14 protein-coding genes are annotated in these 14,832 nt (G+C 68.7%); 6 read left to right on the top strand and 8 right to left on the bottom strand.

The window, feature by feature from the left end; translation table 11 throughout:
- The first annotated feature begins 81 nt into the window (after window positions 1-81).
- Both MKL01_RS17125 and MKL01_RS17120 read left to right on the top strand, forming a co-directional pair.
- Window positions 82-708 (top strand): hypothetical protein, encoded by a 627-nt coding sequence (locus MKL01_RS17125; protein WP_243906401.1) that lies wholly within the window; start codon window positions 82-84, stop codon window positions 706-708.
- A gap of 338 nt (window positions 709-1,046) precedes the next feature.
- Window positions 1,047-1,919, top strand: a complete 873-nt coding sequence (locus MKL01_RS17120) for a hypothetical protein (protein WP_243906400.1) — start codon at window positions 1,047-1,049, stop codon at window positions 1,917-1,919.
- Window positions 1,920-2,386: 467 nt separating this feature from the next.
- Here the strand turns inward: MKL01_RS17120 and ccmB are convergent, their stop codons facing one another.
- Together ccmB and ccmA are read right to left on the bottom strand one after the other, a co-directional pair.
- Complete coding sequence (ccmB, locus tag MKL01_RS17115; RefSeq protein WP_243906399.1) at window positions 2,387-3,055, bottom strand: heme exporter protein CcmB; 669 nt, start codon at window positions 3,053-3,055, stop codon at window positions 2,387-2,389.
- On the bottom strand, window positions 3,052-3,690 hold the full coding sequence (ccmA, locus tag MKL01_RS17110; protein ID WP_243906398.1) for a heme ABC exporter ATP-binding protein CcmA: 639 nt from the start codon (window positions 3,688-3,690) through the stop codon (window positions 3,052-3,054). Before ccmA ends, ccmB begins: the two co-directional genes overlap by 4 nt.
- 127 nt (window positions 3,691-3,817) lie before the next feature.
- Between ccmA and MKL01_RS17105 the strand changes: the two genes are divergently transcribed.
- Entirely contained in the window at window positions 3,818-4,003 is a 186-nt protein-coding gene (locus MKL01_RS17105) for a hypothetical protein (RefSeq protein ID WP_243906397.1), read from the top strand.
- Here MKL01_RS17105 and MKL01_RS17100 read toward each other — a convergent pair whose 3' ends face one another.
- Complete coding sequence (locus MKL01_RS17100) at window positions 4,004-4,777, bottom strand: RNA methyltransferase (RefSeq protein ID WP_243906396.1); 774 nt, start codon at window positions 4,775-4,777, stop codon at window positions 4,004-4,006. It abuts the gene before it with no gap.
- 194 nt (window positions 4,778-4,971) lie between these two features.
- Here MKL01_RS17100 and MKL01_RS17095 point away from each other — a divergent pair, with 194 nt between their 5' ends.
- Entirely contained in the window at window positions 4,972-6,186 is a 1,215-nt protein-coding gene (locus tag MKL01_RS17095) for an NADP-dependent isocitrate dehydrogenase (protein WP_243906395.1), read from the top strand.
- A gap of 153 nt (window positions 6,187-6,339) precedes the next feature.
- On the opposite strand, the gene MKL01_RS17090 is transcribed toward MKL01_RS17095, so the two are convergent.
- Together MKL01_RS17090 and MKL01_RS17085 are read right to left on the bottom strand one after the other, a co-directional pair.
- Window positions 6,340-6,777, bottom strand: a complete 438-nt coding sequence (locus tag MKL01_RS17090; RefSeq protein WP_243906394.1) for a DUF3429 domain-containing protein — start codon at window positions 6,775-6,777, stop codon at window positions 6,340-6,342.
- 137 nt (window positions 6,778-6,914) lie between these two features.
- Window positions 6,915-10,136, bottom strand: a complete 3,222-nt coding sequence (locus tag MKL01_RS17085; RefSeq protein ID WP_243906393.1) for a hypothetical protein — start codon at window positions 10,134-10,136, stop codon at window positions 6,915-6,917.
- Between the two features lie 297 nt (window positions 10,137-10,433).
- Between MKL01_RS17085 and MKL01_RS17080 the strand changes: the two genes are divergently transcribed.
- Window positions 10,434-12,221 carry an acyl-CoA dehydrogenase C-terminal domain-containing protein gene (locus tag MKL01_RS17080; RefSeq protein ID WP_243906392.1) on the top strand — a complete coding sequence of 596 codons (1,788 nt, stop codon included), beginning with the start codon at window positions 10,434-10,436 and terminating at the stop codon, window positions 12,219-12,221.
- 114 nt (window positions 12,222-12,335) lie between these two features.
- Here MKL01_RS17080 and MKL01_RS17075 read toward each other — a convergent pair whose 3' ends face one another.
- The 3 genes from MKL01_RS17075 to MKL01_RS17065 form a co-directional block, all read right to left on the bottom strand.
- On the bottom strand, window positions 12,336-13,616 hold the full coding sequence (locus MKL01_RS17075) for an O-acetylhomoserine aminocarboxypropyltransferase (protein ID WP_243906391.1): 1,281 nt from the start codon (window positions 13,614-13,616) through the stop codon (window positions 12,336-12,338).
- Between the two features lie 77 nt (window positions 13,617-13,693).
- Window positions 13,694-13,909, bottom strand: a complete 216-nt coding sequence (locus MKL01_RS17070; RefSeq protein ID WP_243906390.1) for a hypothetical protein — start codon at window positions 13,907-13,909, stop codon at window positions 13,694-13,696.
- A gap of 35 nt (window positions 13,910-13,944) precedes the next feature.
- The gene (locus tag MKL01_RS17065) at window positions 13,945-14,187 is read right to left on the bottom strand and encodes a hypothetical protein (RefSeq protein WP_243906389.1); all 243 of its coding nucleotides are present in this window, start codon (window positions 14,185-14,187) and stop codon (window positions 13,945-13,947) included.
- Window positions 14,188-14,360: 173 nt separating this feature from the next.
- On the opposite strand from MKL01_RS17065, the gene MKL01_RS17060 reads away from it, so the two are divergent.
- The gene (locus MKL01_RS17060; protein WP_243906388.1) at window positions 14,361-14,597 is read left to right on the top strand and encodes a hypothetical protein; all 237 of its coding nucleotides are present in this window, start codon (window positions 14,361-14,363) and stop codon (window positions 14,595-14,597) included.
- Window positions 14,598-14,832 lie beyond the last annotated feature (235 nt).

Here is a 14,832-nt window from a genome sequence, read left to right as displayed (position 1 = left end):
CTTAAATCTTGACATTTTTCCTATGTTCTTGTTTCGATCTTGTCGGGCCGCAAACAGGCGGTATGGCAGGGCGAGGCCCTTATGCGTGACGAGCCTCAAGCGCATAGCGACGCGATGGTTCTGCGCCACCTTCTTGCCGGCCTCGCGCTGGAGACCAAGCTGATCCGCCTGCAGCGACAGCTCCAGGCCAAAAATTGGGAGACGCAGCCGCGTGCGCCAGCGGGACAGCCGAACGGCGGCGAGTGGGTGCCGACTCCCATCGGTGCTCAGTGGGCCTCGCTCCAAGAGGATCGGCCAAGCGGGCCGTCCCCCCAGGATCCGCCCCCGCAGAGCACAACGCTGGAGGATGGGACGCGCGTCCTGTCGATCCGCGTCCATGCGGGGCGAAAGCCGTTCGACGAACAGCATATTGTCACGGCGCCGGTCGGCGAAAGCCGGGTGTTCGAGACTTCCGGGGAAACGCAGACGATTCGAGACGGCAAAACGGGCGAGGTTCTATCGCGGACCACCTTTACGCCGACCGGTCTCGTCGCTGAGCCGATCGTTCAACAGGCCTTCGCCCCCGCCCTCCCGCTGATCGCCGCCCCCGTCATCGCAACCATCGAGCTTTGGTTGCAGCTCCTGACGTACCTCTCCGCTCGTGAGGATGGGTACGGCACCGTTTTGGGGCTTACAGCGCAAGAATACGAATTCGGGGACGAACCGTAGATGAGTATGCCGATGTGGATCGGCCGGCTCAGCCAAGCTCAATTGGATGACTCCTGTCCGAGGAACGGGGAAGTGCAGGCTATTGTGGACGAGGTAACCGCGCGTGTGACAGCGCAAGGTGGGTATGCACATGCGACCCAGCTGGGTACCATGATTCACGCTGAGATCGCGCGCATCATCAACAGAAAAGAAGATCCAAATTTCGTTGCAGAACTCATTTTAGCCGACCTGAACGATAAAGGAAAGATAATCTTGCTAGGTAGCAAGAGATCTGACGTATTTGAAAGGCCTCAGATCGACACCGCGTGTATCTACGATCCAAAAACTGGACGGGAGGGATGGACGCCTCAACAGGCCGTCGCTTCCATCAAGGCGGCAAAGCGCAAATTTCCCGAAGTGGTCCGATTTATCATGATACAAGTGAGGCCCAGGAAATGGCCCAGTTAACTCGTACATCAGCACAACAAATTCGCGCGTTGTCTGCTTCTCTGATCGATCGAAACCCTGATGTTGCTTTTACGGGGGGCAAGTTTCTATGCCTCCAAGGCGTTGGGCATATCGCTAGGCAGATTCGAATTTATGATCGCCCCAGTCGTGGGTACTTCACGCTGGAGTGGAGACTCACGGAGCTATATATTCGCGGAGATAAGTTCGATTTTGGAGGTCATGGTCGATCAATCGGTATGATCGGTCGGTCACGCCAGTTCAAACCACCTGGCGAGGGGGGTGTCTGGGATTGGGACGACCCGACCATCGCTGGCGATTTCGTCGTTCAGGTTGAGACCGAAGTCCTTCCGCTTCTCAGATCCTTAGACACAATCGAAAAAATTTTAACGTTTATTTTATCCCAAGAAATGCGGGGTTATAGCTTCAACAAAGATCATATCTGGATGTGCCTCACAAACGCAGCGCTCGGCGAACTTGCGATTGCGAGAAAACATTGGGATCTGATTACCCCGAGCTTCAGGGAGCGATACGAGAAGCAAAAAGCGATCGATGGTGAGCCGATATCTGATTACCTCCGGAGCTGGGTTGCGGTGGGGGAGGCCCTGCAGACGGGCGATCATATGACTTTGGCGAAGCTTCTCTGGGAGAACGAGCGCACTGAAGCAGACCGTTTCAAGCTCGGTCGCCACTGGCAACCCACGGCATTTCCATTTCAGAAGGCTGTCATACCTATTACGGCCGCGAGCGGACCGGACCAACACTGATCGGCGTCCGTGTGACGGCGCTCGGTTCGATTGCGTCGAAAGCGGCTACAATCCGGACAGCAAAGGACAAGCGTGATGGAAGAACCAGCAGTCGAACAGTAGGGTAAGCCAAGCGTTCACCGAAGTTCCCAGCATCGCCCACTCGCCAGCATCGATTCGTCGAAGAGAGGGGCGCATGGAAAATCATACGATTTTCGACGTTTTAGAAACTTTGGAGAAGGCGAAGATTTCCTTCCGGCTTCCGAGGGATCCGCCGGATACGATCAGGGTCGATGCGACTTTGTATGGGCTGCGACTCAAAATCGAATGCTTTGACGATAGCCGTGTCGATTTACCGAAGACATCGATGGGAAATACGACTATCTTTTGAAAATATTAGCCGACAATTCCATGGATTAAAACTCAGACCATTGATGTGACGATTTTTGGCCTGATTGCGGTGGCACGGAACGCTCGAAGGTCGTGGATCACTCCGGCCAGCGCAAAGCCGCCGCCGCCGCCAGCGTCCCGACCACGGCGGCGATCAGCGTCAGCGCGGCCAGCACCGCCAGCGGCACGAAGAACGGCACCGTCCCCCCGCTCGCCGCCTGAGCGGCCGAAACGCCGAAGATCAGCGTCGGGATCATCAGCGGCAGCACCAGCACCGCCAGGATCAGCCCGCCCCGGCGGATCGAGGCCGTCAGCGCCGCCCCCACCGCGCCGATGAAGCTCAGAGCCGGGGTTCCCGCCAGCAGCGTCAGCGCCGTGGCGCCCATGGCGGTGCCGTCGAGGGCCACCAGCAGGCCGAAGAGCGGCGCGGCGAGCGCGAGCGGCAGGCCGGTGGTCAGCCAGTGGGCGGTGACCTTGGCGAGGACCACGAGTTCGAGCGGAACCGGCGCGGCGGTCATCAGGTCGAGGGAGCCATCCTCCTCGTCGGCCTGGAACAGCCGGTCGAGGCCGATCAGGGTCGAGAGCACCGCGGCGAGCCAGAGGATCGCCGGGCCGATCCGCGACAGCAGGTTGAGGTCCGGCCCGAGGGCGAAGGGCACCAGGGCGACGATCATCAGGAAGAAGACCAGCGACAGGGCGCCCGACCCGCCGACCCGGCCGGCGAGACGCAGGTCGCGGGCGATGAGGGCGAGAACCGCCCGGATCACGCCCAGTCCTCCAGAGCTTCGGCCACCGGTGCCGCCGCGGCGGCCTCGATGCGCAGCTCGTCCGCGCCGGACAGATCGAGGGGCTGATGCGTCGCGGCGATCACCAGGCCGCCGCCGGCCCGGTGTTCGGCCATCAACCCGGCGAGCGCCGCCTGCGAGGCCGTGTCGAGCGCCGCGGTCGGCTCGTCCAGCAGCCAGAGCGGCCGGGCGCAGACCAGCAGCCGCGCCAGGGCGACCCGCCGCCGCTGGCCGGCCGACAGATAGGCCACCGGCAGGTCGTGGGCGTGGCCGAGACCCAGCCGCCCGAGGGCGTCCCGGGGCGTCGAGCGCGGCGCGCCCAGCAGACGTTGGGCGAACAGGAGATTCTCTCCCGCCGTCAGGGACGCCTTCAACCCGTCGCGATGGCCGACCGCGTGGAGGCATTCCGGCAGGCTCGCCTCGCCGACCCCGGAGAGGGCGATGCGCCCGGCATCGGGCCGCAGCCGGCCCGACAGGATGGCGAGCAGGCTCGACTTCCCGGCGCCGTTCCGTCCCGTGACCGCCAGGGCGTCGCCCGGTCCGAGGGCGAAGGCGACGTTCGAGAAGATGCGGCGCCCGGCGCGGCGGCAGGCCAGATTGTCGACGCTGAGCCGCACCGGATACTCCGCCCTGTCCCCCGCCGCCGGGCGGCCGCCTGCACGGCGCCGTCTCCATGCCCGATTGCCGCCCGGAACGAAACCGCGCAAGCTGGCCGCACTTTCGTTCTGTTTCGGAGGATGGCCCATGGCCGAGGCGAGGAACCCGAGCGAGGCGGAAGTCGCCGCGACCCCGGACGCGGTGGCCGGCCGCGCCAAGGTCGAGGCGCGGATCGCCGCGTGCACGCCGGACGAGCAGGCGGCGTTCTGGGAGGCGGTCGGGCGCTGCTTCGGCGGCGGCAAGCCGCCCGAGATGAAGGTCGAGGCCGACTGATCAGGATCCCCGGCGGGTCAGCGCCCGCAGCGCCCCCCGGAAGGTGCGCACGTCCTGCTCGGTCAGGCTCATGCGGTGGAGCATGTCGCGCATGTTGCGGGCGATGATGTCCCGCTTCTCCGGCGGGTAGAACCCGGCGGCGTCGAGGGCCGATTCCAGGCTGCCGAACAGGGCGATCAGCGCCTCGCGGGTGGCCGGCGGCGACAGCAGCTCGCCGGTGAACGGCAGGACCGCCCGGCCGCTGGCCTGGCGCCACGCGTAGCCGACGAGCAGCACCGCCTGGGCGAGGTTGAGCGAGGGGAAATCCGGCGAGACCGGGAAGGTCACGATGGCGTCGGCGAGCGACACCTCCTCGTTGGTGAGCCCGACCCGCTCGCGGCCGAACATCACCGCGGTCCGCTGGCCCTCCCGCGCGACGACCTCGCCCATCGCCTCTTCGGGGGCGAAGACCCGCTTCATCTGGCCGCGCTCGCGCGCCGTGGTGGCGAGCACGTAGCGGCAATCGGCGATGGCCTCGGCGACGCTGCCGTAGAGCGTCGCCCGGTCGAGGACATGCGTCGCGCCGGAGGCCGCCTCGCGCACGCCCTTCTTGGGCCAGCCGTTCTTCGGGTTGACGAGGCGCAGCTCGGACAGGCCGAAATTCGCCATGGCGCGGGCGGTCATGCCGATGTTCTCGGCGAGTTGCGGCTCCACCAGAATCACCGCCGGGGCGAAGCCCGGCGGCACCTCGGTGATCGTCGTATGTGTCTCGCCCTGCGCGTCGCGGCTCGTCATCCCGGCCCTCTGGCACAGGCGCCGCCCGCCCGTCGAGGGCCGGTGACGAAGCCGCCCGGATGACAGCCCGCGGCTTCCGCTGCCGAAAGGGCCGCGCTATGTCGCCGGGGCGATACGGACCCAATCGAGATTGGGCGGCCGACCGCACGGCCCTTGCATGCCGTGCGCGGGGACAACGCGGAAGGCATCGGTCCATGGCGAAGATCAAGGTAGCGAACCCCGTCGTCGAGCTCGACGGCGACGAGATGACCCGGATCATCTGGGCCGAGATCAAGAACAAGCTCATCCATCCCTATCTCGACGTCGACCTCGAGTATTACGACCTCGGCGTGGAGCACCGCGACGCCACCAACGACAAGGTCACGGTCGATGCCGCCGAGGCGATCAAGCGCCACGGGGTCGGCGTGAAGTGCGCCACCATCACCCCCGACGAACAGCGGGTGCAGGAATTCAAGCTCAAGGAGATGTGGCGCTCGCCCAACGGCACGATCCGCAACATCCTGGGCGGGGTGATCTTCCGCGAGCCGATCATCTGCAAGAACGTGCCGCGGCTCGTTCCCGGCTGGACCCAGCCCTTCGTGATCGGCCGTCACGCCTACGGCGACCAGTACCGCGCCACCGACTTCAAGGTGCCCGGCAAGGGCCGCCTGACGATCAAGTTCGAGGGCGACGACGGTACCGTCATCGAGAAGGAGGTGTTTAAGTTCCCGGACGCCGGCGTCGCGATGTCGATGTACAACCTCGACCAGTCGATCATCGACTTCGCCCGGGCCTCGCTGAACTACGGCTTGGCGCGCAAGTACCCGGTCTACCTGTCGACCAAGAACACCATCCTCAAGGCCTATGACGGCCGATTCAAGGACCTGTTCCAGAAGGTCTACGAGGAGGAGTTCGAATCCAAGTTCAAGCCGCTCGGCATCACCTACGAGCACCGCCTGATCGACGACATGGTGGCGTCGTGCCTGAAGTGGTCGGGCGGCTACGTCTGGGCCTGCAAGAACTACGACGGCGACGTGCAGTCCGACACCGCCGCGCAGGGCTTCGGCTCGCTCGGCCTGATGACCTCCGTGCTGATGACCCCGGACGGCAACACCGTCGAGGCCGAGGCCGCCCACGGCACCGTCACGCGCCACTTCCGCGAGCACCAGAAGGGCCGTGAGACCTCGACGAACTCGATCGCCTCGATCTTCGCCTGGACCCGCGGCCTGTCCCACCGCGCCAAGCTCGACGGCAACGACGACCTGGCGAAGTTCTCGGCGACCCTGGAGAAGGTCTGCGTCGACACGGTCGAGGCCGGGCACATGACCAAGGACCTCGCGCTCCTGGTCGGCCCCGAGCAGCGCTGGCTCTCGACCACGGGCTTCCTCGACAAGGTCGACCAGAACCTGAAGGTCGCGATGGGCGTCTGAGGCGCGCACCGCCGCTCAGGATCGGCGGGCGTCCCGGACGCCCGCCGTTTTCATAGGGTGTCCCGACGATGCGGCCGTGACCTCCGGCGCGGAAGCCCGGGGTGGCGACACGACGAATAGCGGTGGCTGACCCTCCGGCCGGGAGGGCCGTCCTCAGGCGGCCACCAGCAGGGCGGCGCCGGCGACCCCGGACAGGACGAGCCGCAGACGGCCGAGCCAGAGCGGCGCAAGACCGCGGCGGGGCAGGTCCTGGTCGATGAGGCCCCAGGCCAGAACCAGCGCTCCGAGGATGCGCAGGTCCCAGGGCGCCGGGGCCGCGAGGGCGGCCCAGGCCAGGAGCGACGGGAAGATCGCCAGGAGGTAATCGGCGTTGCCGGCGTTTCGCGCGGCCGCGGCACCCCAGCGGATCCCGCCGAGGAACGAGGCGATCACCGCGCCGTAGGTGGAGAGGATCGTGCGCGGCGCGAGCCCGAGGCTGCTGAGGCCGCCGTCACTCCCGGAGACCGCGAGGGCGGCGAATCCCAGAAACGGGATCAGGCCGGCCACGCCGAGCACGATGGCGCCGATCGGCACTTGATTCCGGCGCGCCATCCATCCTCCGATCGGCGGCAAAGGCTGGCGGCCCGCGCGATGAGACACCAGCCTGGGGCCACCCGGCCGGAGCGTTCCCGCATCGCGGCACGGGGGTCAAGTTCGGAGCGCGAGGCCCGGTGCGGTGCGGCCGGAGGCTAGCCGCGCCGCGCCGGTGCCGTGAAGCCCACGGGGCTCGGGGCCGGGGCGCCGAGCAGGGACATGGGCGCGGAGGCGGCCGCCTTGATGCTCGGCGGGTCGTTCACCGCCGCGTCAATCTTTCGCGGCCGGAAGCTGTTTGCCAGGCTCTTCGCGTTGGCGAGATCGGTGGGGCTCAGCTTGTTCGCCACATCGTCGCGCTTCTTGGCGGCGTCGTCGTCGCCCTGTGCCGCGGCCGCCGCGAACCACGCGTAGGATTGCACGAGGTCCTGCGTCAGGCCCAGGCCGCGGGCGTAGAGGACGCCGAGGTTGTACTGGCTGTCGCGGACGCCGAATTCCGCGCCCTGACGGAACCACGAGGCTGCCGTGGCATAGTCCGGCTTGCCGTTGGCGGCGGGATTCTCGGCGTGGAGGACGGCGAGGTTGTGCATCGAGCGGGCATGGCCCTGCTCGGCGGCGCGGCCGTACCACAGCTTCGCCTTGTCGAGGTCGCGGACGACGCCCGAGCCCTTCTCGTAGTGGCCGGCGACCTTGTACTGGGCCGGGGCGTATCCGGCCGCGGCCAGCTTCTCGTAGAGCTTGGTCGCCAGCGCCAGATCCCGGGGCATGCCGCGGCCGTCGGCCTCCCGCGTGGCGAGATCCCAGATCGCCGTACCGTCCCCTTCGAGGGCGGCAAGCTTCACCTTGGTGAGAGCCGGCGGGAGGGTGCCGAGTTCGGTATGCAGAGCCCCCATCCCGGAGACCTGCGGAACCAGGGTCTTGACCGCGGAGGCCCGCGCGTCGGCCGGGAGCGCGTTCGGCAGGGCCTGGGTGGTGGTTGGATCGGCCACCGGCGGCTTCGCCGCCGGAGCCTCCTTGGATGCGTCCTTTGTGCCGCCCCTGGCGACCTCCCTGCCGTCGTCCTCTGCGGCGTCCTTCGGAACGGCCGGTTCCTCGCGGACGGGCGCTGCCTTGCTGGCGGGGGCGACGCGGGGCGGCTCCTCCGGGCTGCGCATGCTGATCGCCTGCAGCGCCCCGAGCGCCAGGACGATGGCGGCGAGGCCGAGCAGCAGCGGCCGGCGGCGGCGGTCGATCTCGGCCCGCAGCCGGCCGAAGCGGCCCTCCTCGGCGGTGGCCTGCGGCAGGATCACTTTCTGGGCGCGCGCGTCGCGGCGCTCGGCGGGCGCCTCCGCGGCCAGTTCCGCCTGTGCGGCCTGTGCGGCACGGCGGGCCGCCGCGATGAAGCTGGTCTTGATGTCGGTCTCAGAACCCGTCTCGGCGACCGGACGCTCCTTGGGCGTCCGCCGCGCGCCGGGATCGCGCCCGCCCCGCGGCTCGCGGACAGGGCGCCCGCTGCCGGGCTCCAGGAGGTCGTCGGCGATCCGCGGCGTCTCGGCGCTGTCACGCCGGAGCACGGCGCGTCCCTCGGCGGCGGTGAGGGTCGCCTCCGGGCTCGTCGAGGACATCAGGCGCTCGTCCAGGGACGGAGCCCGGGGGGCGCCGGCCTCGACGGGTCCGAGCCGGACCAGAAGGCGTTCGAGGGCGGACTGGACACCCTCGAGGGTGGCGCCGAGGCGCAGGTCCGACGCGACCTGGCGCGCCTGCATGTCCGCCAGGCTGGCGCGCAGGAGCCCGATCTCGCCGGTCTCCGCGGTGGCGATTCCGGAGCCCTGGAGGGTCTGGGCCACGGCGTTCCGCGCGGCGCGCTCGACGGCGGCCTCGCTCGGGGCCGCCTCGCGCAGGGCCGTCACCTGCCGCAGCAAGTCACCCATGGTGCGTTCGAGACCGGCGAGCGCCGGATCGACGCTGTGGGGCGCATCGAGGCGGCCCGCCAGGGTCACCACCTGCTTCTCCAGGGCGTCCAGCCCCTCGTGCTCCGAGCGGCTGCCGACCTGATCGACCTTCTCGGCGAGGTTGTGCAGCATGGCGTGGATCGACGCCATCTCGCCGGTCCGCGCGGCGTCGGCCTCGCCGGCCTGCTCGGACCAGTCTTCCCGGGCGCAGAGGAGGTCGACCTTGTCGGCCAGCGTCTGGATCTGGTCGGCCAGCACCGCCGGCGCCGCGATCTTGACGTCGCTGCGGATCTCCTCGAGCAGCGGCCGCAGGTCCGGGTCGGTGCCGACGCGCTGCAACTCGGCAACCTGCGCGCTCACGGATTGCAGGCTGAGCGCGAGGCCCTGGATCCGCTCCGGACCCGCGAGCGCGGCGATCAGGCGGCGGATCTCCTCGAGTTCCGCGAACAGGCCGGCGAGCGTGTGGTCGTCCTGACCCGCCGCGCCGGTGGCCGCCACGCTGTCGAGACGCTCCGCCAAGCGGCGGACGTCGTCGGCCACGCGGTTGTGGACGTTCTCGGCGACCTCCTCGGCAAGTCGCTCTACCTGAGCGCGAACCTCCGCGATCGGAGCCGCGATGACGGTGAGGTCGATCCCCGACTGGGCCCGCTCCAGACCGCTTGAGAGCGAGATCACGGCGTCCTCGAGCGCCACGATGTCGTGGCTGGTGGCGAGCTGATCCACCGCCTCGCGCAGGCGCACGATCTCGTGCTGGAGTTCCGTCAGGGCTGCCGACGGCGCCACGACCTCGTCGATGCGCGCCTCGAGGCGGCGGGCCAGATCCATGCGCATGCTGGCGACGACGCCGCGGTCGGCGCCGGCCTGAACCGCCCCCGCCTGCGACAGCTCCTTCTGGCGCTGGCGGATATCCTGGACCGCGTTGCGGATATCGGCGGCGGCGGGACGCGCTCGCCGGCCGGGCTGCCGGGTGGCGGCGACCTGCTCGCCGAGCTGCGACATCCGGCGCTCGATGTCGCCGAGCCGCTCGGTCACCTCCTGCACCGGCGCCGCCTTGAGCGCGCGGTCGATTCGGGCCTCGATCTCCGCGAGGCGCCGCGCCTCGACGTCCTGCACGCTGCGGCGCTCCTCGCCGAGGGCGCGGTCGAGGCCTTCGAGGCGGTTGATCAGGGAGGCAAGGCCGTCCCCGTACGTCTCGGCGATGGCGCCGGACCCGACGGCCGGCCGCTCCAGATCGGACCCGATCTCGGACCGGGGCGCGGACGGGGGCAGCTGCTCGGCCCGGTGACGGCGGCGCTGGCGGCGCGTGCCGGGCGCTCCGGACTTGGCCTGCGGCACCACGGAGGCGATCCACGTTTCCAGCGGAACGCCCGCCCGTGCCGCAACGTCCCGCGCGGCATCGAGCACTTCGGGATCGAAACTGTCGAGCTGCGACATCGCGGTGCTGGTCATCGGTGGCCTATCGTCGGCAGTTCGGCGTCCATTCCTGTGCGCGGCGCTCGGATCGCTGATCGGTATCCAGGGAACGCGCACGTCGGATCGGTCGAAGGTGACAATTAACTTTCTTGGTAAACACAAGGTTAAGGGCTCGGTGACGCGATAATCGCGGCCGCCAAAACGCCAGTCTCGGGGCCCCCGGCCCCCCTGGTCCGCGAGGCGCGACCGTTGCCCCGGGGCCCGCGGCCCGGCTAGATGAAGCCGCCGCGACGGGCCGATCCGAGAGGTCCGCGTCCTAGGGGAAAGCCAGAGATGCCGCAGTATCGCGCACCGGTCGACGACACGCTGTTCCTGCTCAACGACGTGCTGGGTTTCCATGCCCGCGACAATCTCGCCGGGTTCTCCGACGCCTCCCCGGACGTCGTCGAGGCGGTCCTGCGTGAGGGCGCCAAGCTCGCCGAGGAGGTTCTGGCCCCCCTGAACCGGACCGGCGACATCGAGGGCTGCCGCCGGGACGGCGACGGCACCGTGCGCACGCCCACCGGGTTCAAGGCGGCCTACGACACCTACGCGCAGGGGGGCTGGATGGGCCTCTCCGTGCCCGAGGCCTACGGCGGTCAGGGCCTGCCGCATACCCTCAACACGGCGATCCAGGAATTCGCCTCGGGGGCGAACCTCGCCTTCGGGATGTATCCCGGCCTGACCCAGGGCGCGATGGCCGCGCTCCTGGTCCACGGCACCGAGGAGCAGAAGGCGGTCTACCTGCCGCGCATGGTCGAGGGGGCCTGGACCGGCACCATGAACCTCACCGAGCCGCATTGCGGCACGGATCTCGGGCTCCTCAAGAGCAAGGCCGTGCCCAACGGCGACGGCTCCTACAGCATCACCGGCACCAAGATCTTCATCTCCGCCGGGGAGCACGACCTCGCCGAGAACATCGTGCACCTCGTCCTCGCGCGGATCGAGGGCGCGCCCGCCGGCACCAAGGGGATCTCGCTCTTCGTCGTGCCGAAGGTGCTGGTGAACCCCGACGGGTCCCTCGGCGCCCGCAACGGCGTGTCCTGCGGCTCCCTGGAGCACAAGATGGGCATCCATGGGAACGCCACCTGCGTGATGAACTACGACGGGGCGACCGGCTGGCTGGTCGGCCAGGAGAATCGCGGGCTCAACGCGATGTTCGTGATGATGAACGAGGCCCGCCTCGCCGTGGGCGTCCAGGGTCTCGGCCAGTCCGAGGTCGCCTACCAAAACGCCGCCGCCTACGCGAAGGACCGGCTCCAGGGCCGGGCGCTGACCGGCGCGAAGGCTCCCGAGAAGGCCGCCGACCCGATCATCGTCCATCCCGACGTGCGGCGCACGCTCATGCAGATCCGCGCCTTCAACGAGGCCGCCCGGGCCCTGATGCTCTGGACCGCGCTCCAGGCCGACATCCTGCACCGCTCCGAGGATGCGCAGGAGCGGCAGGCCGCCGACGATTACCTCGGGCTGATGACCCCGGTGGTGAAGGGCGTCTTCACCGACCGCGGCTTCGCCAACGCCGTCGAGGCGCAGCAGCTTCTGGGCGGTCACGGCTACATTGAGGAATGGGGGATGTCGCAGTTCGTGCGCGATGCCCGCATCGCCATGATCTACGAGGGCGCCAACGGCATCCAGGCCATGGACCTGATCGGGCGCAAGCTGCCCAAGGACGGCGGCCGGGCCATGATGGCCTTCCTCGGCGAGGTTCAGACCTTCCTGAAGGATCACGGCGAGGATCCCGCGATGGCTCCGTTCACCAAGCCGCTTCAGGCGGGGGTGAACGACCTCCAGGGGGCCGTGATGTGGCTGATGCAGAACGCGTTCGCGAAGCCCGACAACGCCGGCGCCGGCGCCACCGACTTCATGCACCTCTTCGGCCTCGTGGCGCTCGGCTACATGTGGGGCAGGATCGCCAAGGCGGCCGTCGCCCGGAACGCCGAGGCGCCCTCCCCCCGGTGGGACGCCAAGCTCGCGAGCGGCCGGTTCTTCCTGGAGCGGATGCTGCCGGAGACCGGCCTGCGGCTCGCGCGAATCAAGGCGGGGGCGGAGAGCACCATGGCGTTGGAGGCGGAGGCGTTCTGAGCGGCCGGCCGCTGCGATTGCATGCCGGCGGCCGGCACAGTCCGGTCCAAGCTTACGGGGAGCCCCCGTCCAGGCGAGCGCGGTGAGGCGGGCGGATTCCCAGGTGTAGCCTTGTCAGCCGCCGAGCGCGGCGTCGAGATCCTCGATCAGGTCCGCCGGGTCTTCCAGGCCGATCGACAGTCGGACCACGTCTGGGCCGGCCCCGGCGGCGGTCTTCTGCGCGTCGGTGAGCTGGCGGTGGGTGGTCGAAGCCGGGTGGATGATCAGCGAGCGCGTGTCGCCGATGTTTGCGAGGTGAGAGAACAGCTGCAGGCTCGACACCAGCTTCACCCCGGCCTCGTAGCCGCCCTTCAGCCCGAAGGTGAAGACCGCGCCGGCGCCGTTCGGCGTGTAACGCCGGGCGAGCTGGTGATAACGGTCGCTCTCCAGGCCGGGATAGCTCACCCACGAGACCGCCGGATGTGTCGACAGGTGCGTCGCCACCGTGAGCGCGTTGTCGGAATGGCGCTGCATGCGCAGCGGCAGGGTCTCGATGCCGTTCAGGATCAGGAAGGCGTTGAACGGCGAGAGCGCCGGGCCGAGGTCGCGCAGGCCCAGCACCCGGCAGGCGATGGCGAAGCCGAAATTGCCGAAGGTCTCGGCCAGCACCATGCCGGAATATTCGGGCCGGGGCTGGCTCATCATGGGGTAGCGGGCGTCGCCGGCCCACTGGAACGAGCCGCCGTCAACGATCAGGCCGCCGATCGAATTGCCGTGCCCGCCGAGGAACTTGGTCGCCGAATGCACGACGATGTCGGCGCCGTGCTCGAACGGACGGATCAGGTACGGCGTCGCCATGGTGTTGTCCACGACGAGGGGGATGTTGTGTGCCTTGGCGACGCGCGCGAGCGCCTGGAGGTCGGTGATCACCCCGCCCGGATTGGCGATCGATTCGCAGAAGATCGCCTTGGTGCGCGGCGTGATCGCGGCCTCGAACGAGGCGGGATCGTCGTTCTCGGCCCAGGCGACCGACCAGCCGAAGTTCTTGTAGGAATGGTTAAACTGATTGATCGAGCCGCCGTAGAGCTTGTTCGAGGCGACGAACTCGTCCCCCGGCTGCATCAGCGCGTGCATGGTCAGGAACTCGGCGGCGTGGCCCGACGCGACCGCCAGGGCCGCGGTGCCGCCCTCGAGCGCGGCGATGCGCTCCTCCAGCACGGCGTTCGTCGGGTTCGTGATCCGGGTGTAGATGTTGCCGAAGGCCTGCAGCCCGAACAGCGAGGCGGCGTGATCGACGTCGTCGAAGACGAAGCTCGTCGTCTGGTAGATCGGCGTGGCCCGCGCACCTGTCGCAGGATCGGGGGCGGCGCCCGCGTGGATCGCCAGCGTGTTGAAACCGGGCAGGCGGTCGGTCATCGTCGGGTCTCCTCGGAGCACGCGAGCCTGTACGCCCGCGCGGGCGTGCGAAGCAAGGTCGGCGGGGCCTGCGGGCCCTACCCCTCCGAGGTCTGACCGATGTCGACGTGCGGCTGCCCGGCCTCGACCAGCGCGCGGTCCACGGCCTCGATGGCGAGCAGCGTCCGGGTCAGGTCCTCCGCCATGGAGATCGGCGCCACCTCCAGGCCACCCAGCCGCCGGGCGATGGCGTTTCTCTGCCGTGCCAGCGAGGCACGGGCGAGATTCAGATCCGCGATCTCGTCGGTCGTCATCGGCGATCCCCTCTCGACCTGCGCCGGCGCGCTGGTCAGCTTCCCGGCGCCCAATCGATGTTCGGCCGCTGCGCAAGGATGCGCTCGAAATAGTCGGCCACCGCCTGGGCTCCGTCGGTGTGCATCATGGCGACGGGATGCGCGAGATAGGCGCGGGCGAGATCCAGTGGAATCTGCCCGGATTGGAGCGCTGTCAGCACCGCGTCGACGAAGGCGTCGTGCGCCTCGTGGAAATCGCCCGACAGCCTCTTCCGGTCGTTCAGAGCCTTGATGGGCATGCCGCGTGCGTCCTCCGGGATCGGGTCTGGACCGACCGATTCAGTCCGGCCGAACCAGGGCGCGCCGCGGAAGGTTCCGCCCGCGCGCAGCTCGATCCGGCGACCCGCACGCCTCAGTAACCGTCCGCAAACGGCAATGGGAGCGAAAAGTCCGGCTGGGCCGTTAAGACCCTATGCCGACGTTATCCCTGCGCGCCTACACCGTCGAGATCGTTCCCTGCGCGAGCGATCCGGGATGCTACCGCTGGCGCATCCGGGCCCGGGACGGCGCGGTCGTTGAGCATTCGCCCTACGCGTTCGTGACGTCCAACGGCGCGCTGATCTCCGGCGAGTGCTGGCGGCGCGAACATTTCGATGACGTCCGGAGCGCCTGGCGCGCCGCGGATCTCCGCTCCGACGCGGCCGCCTAGCGGCGCGGGTCTGCTGACCTCGTCTATTCGGCCGCCTCGGGACCGGCCGGTGTCCCGGCCCGTGCGCCACACGCTGTCGCCTATCGCCTGAGGGGCGTGCGAGACGCGCCCTCATCCCGCGGGCGTCCGGCTCCCCCGGTATCGGTCGAACTTACGGGCCGGCACAGCCCGCCGGCTCCCGAGAGTGTCCGAGCCCGCCGAGCATGCACCGGCCCGAGGGCGGCCATCCAGATGA

It is taken from the genome of Methylobacterium sp. J-070 (genome assembly GCF_022829385.1).
In the GTDB taxonomy this organism is placed as follows: domain Bacteria; phylum Pseudomonadota; class Alphaproteobacteria; order Rhizobiales; family Beijerinckiaceae; genus Methylobacterium.
This window is presented reverse-complemented; position numbering and strand designations above follow the sequence as displayed.

What these genes read in the sequence shown, in the direction of transcription:
- MKL01_RS17065 (WP_243906389.1), bottom strand. Translation starts at nt 14,187, where the DNA reads ATGCCCATCAAGGCTCTGAACGACCGGAAGAGGCTGTCGGGCGATTTC.
- MKL01_RS17075 (WP_243906391.1), bottom strand. Translation starts at nt 13,616, where the DNA reads ATGACCGACCGCCTGCCCGGTTTCAACACGCTGGCGATCCACGCGGGC.
- MKL01_RS17060 (WP_243906388.1), top strand. Translation starts at nt 14,361, where the DNA reads ATGCCGACGTTATCCCTGCGCGCCTACACCGTCGAGATCGTTCCCTGC.
- MKL01_RS17090 (WP_243906394.1), bottom strand. Translation starts at nt 6,777, where the DNA reads ATGGCGCGCCGGAATCAAGTGCCGATCGGCGCCATCGTGCTCGGCGTG.
- MKL01_RS17120 (WP_243906400.1), top strand. Translation starts at nt 1,047, where the DNA reads ATGGACGCCTCAACAGGCCGTCGCTTCCATCAAGGCGGCAAAGCGCAA.
- MKL01_RS17085 (WP_243906393.1), bottom strand. Translation starts at nt 10,136, where the DNA reads ATGACCAGCACCGCGATGTCGCAGCTCGACAGTTTCGATCCCGAAGTG.
- MKL01_RS17070 (WP_243906390.1), bottom strand. Translation starts at nt 13,909, where the DNA reads ATGACGACCGACGAGATCGCGGATCTGAATCTCGCCCGTGCCTCGCTG.
- MKL01_RS17125 (WP_243906401.1), top strand. Translation starts at nt 82, where the DNA reads ATGCGTGACGAGCCTCAAGCGCATAGCGACGCGATGGTTCTGCGCCAC.
- MKL01_RS17080 (WP_243906392.1), top strand. Translation starts at nt 10,434, where the DNA reads ATGCCGCAGTATCGCGCACCGGTCGACGACACGCTGTTCCTGCTCAAC.
- MKL01_RS17095 (WP_243906395.1), top strand. Translation starts at nt 4,972, where the DNA reads ATGGCGAAGATCAAGGTAGCGAACCCCGTCGTCGAGCTCGACGGCGAC.
- MKL01_RS17105 (WP_243906397.1), top strand. Translation starts at nt 3,818, where the DNA reads ATGGCCGAGGCGAGGAACCCGAGCGAGGCGGAAGTCGCCGCGACCCCG.
- MKL01_RS17100 (WP_243906396.1), bottom strand. Translation starts at nt 4,777, where the DNA reads ATGACGAGCCGCGACGCGCAGGGCGAGACACATACGACGATCACCGAG.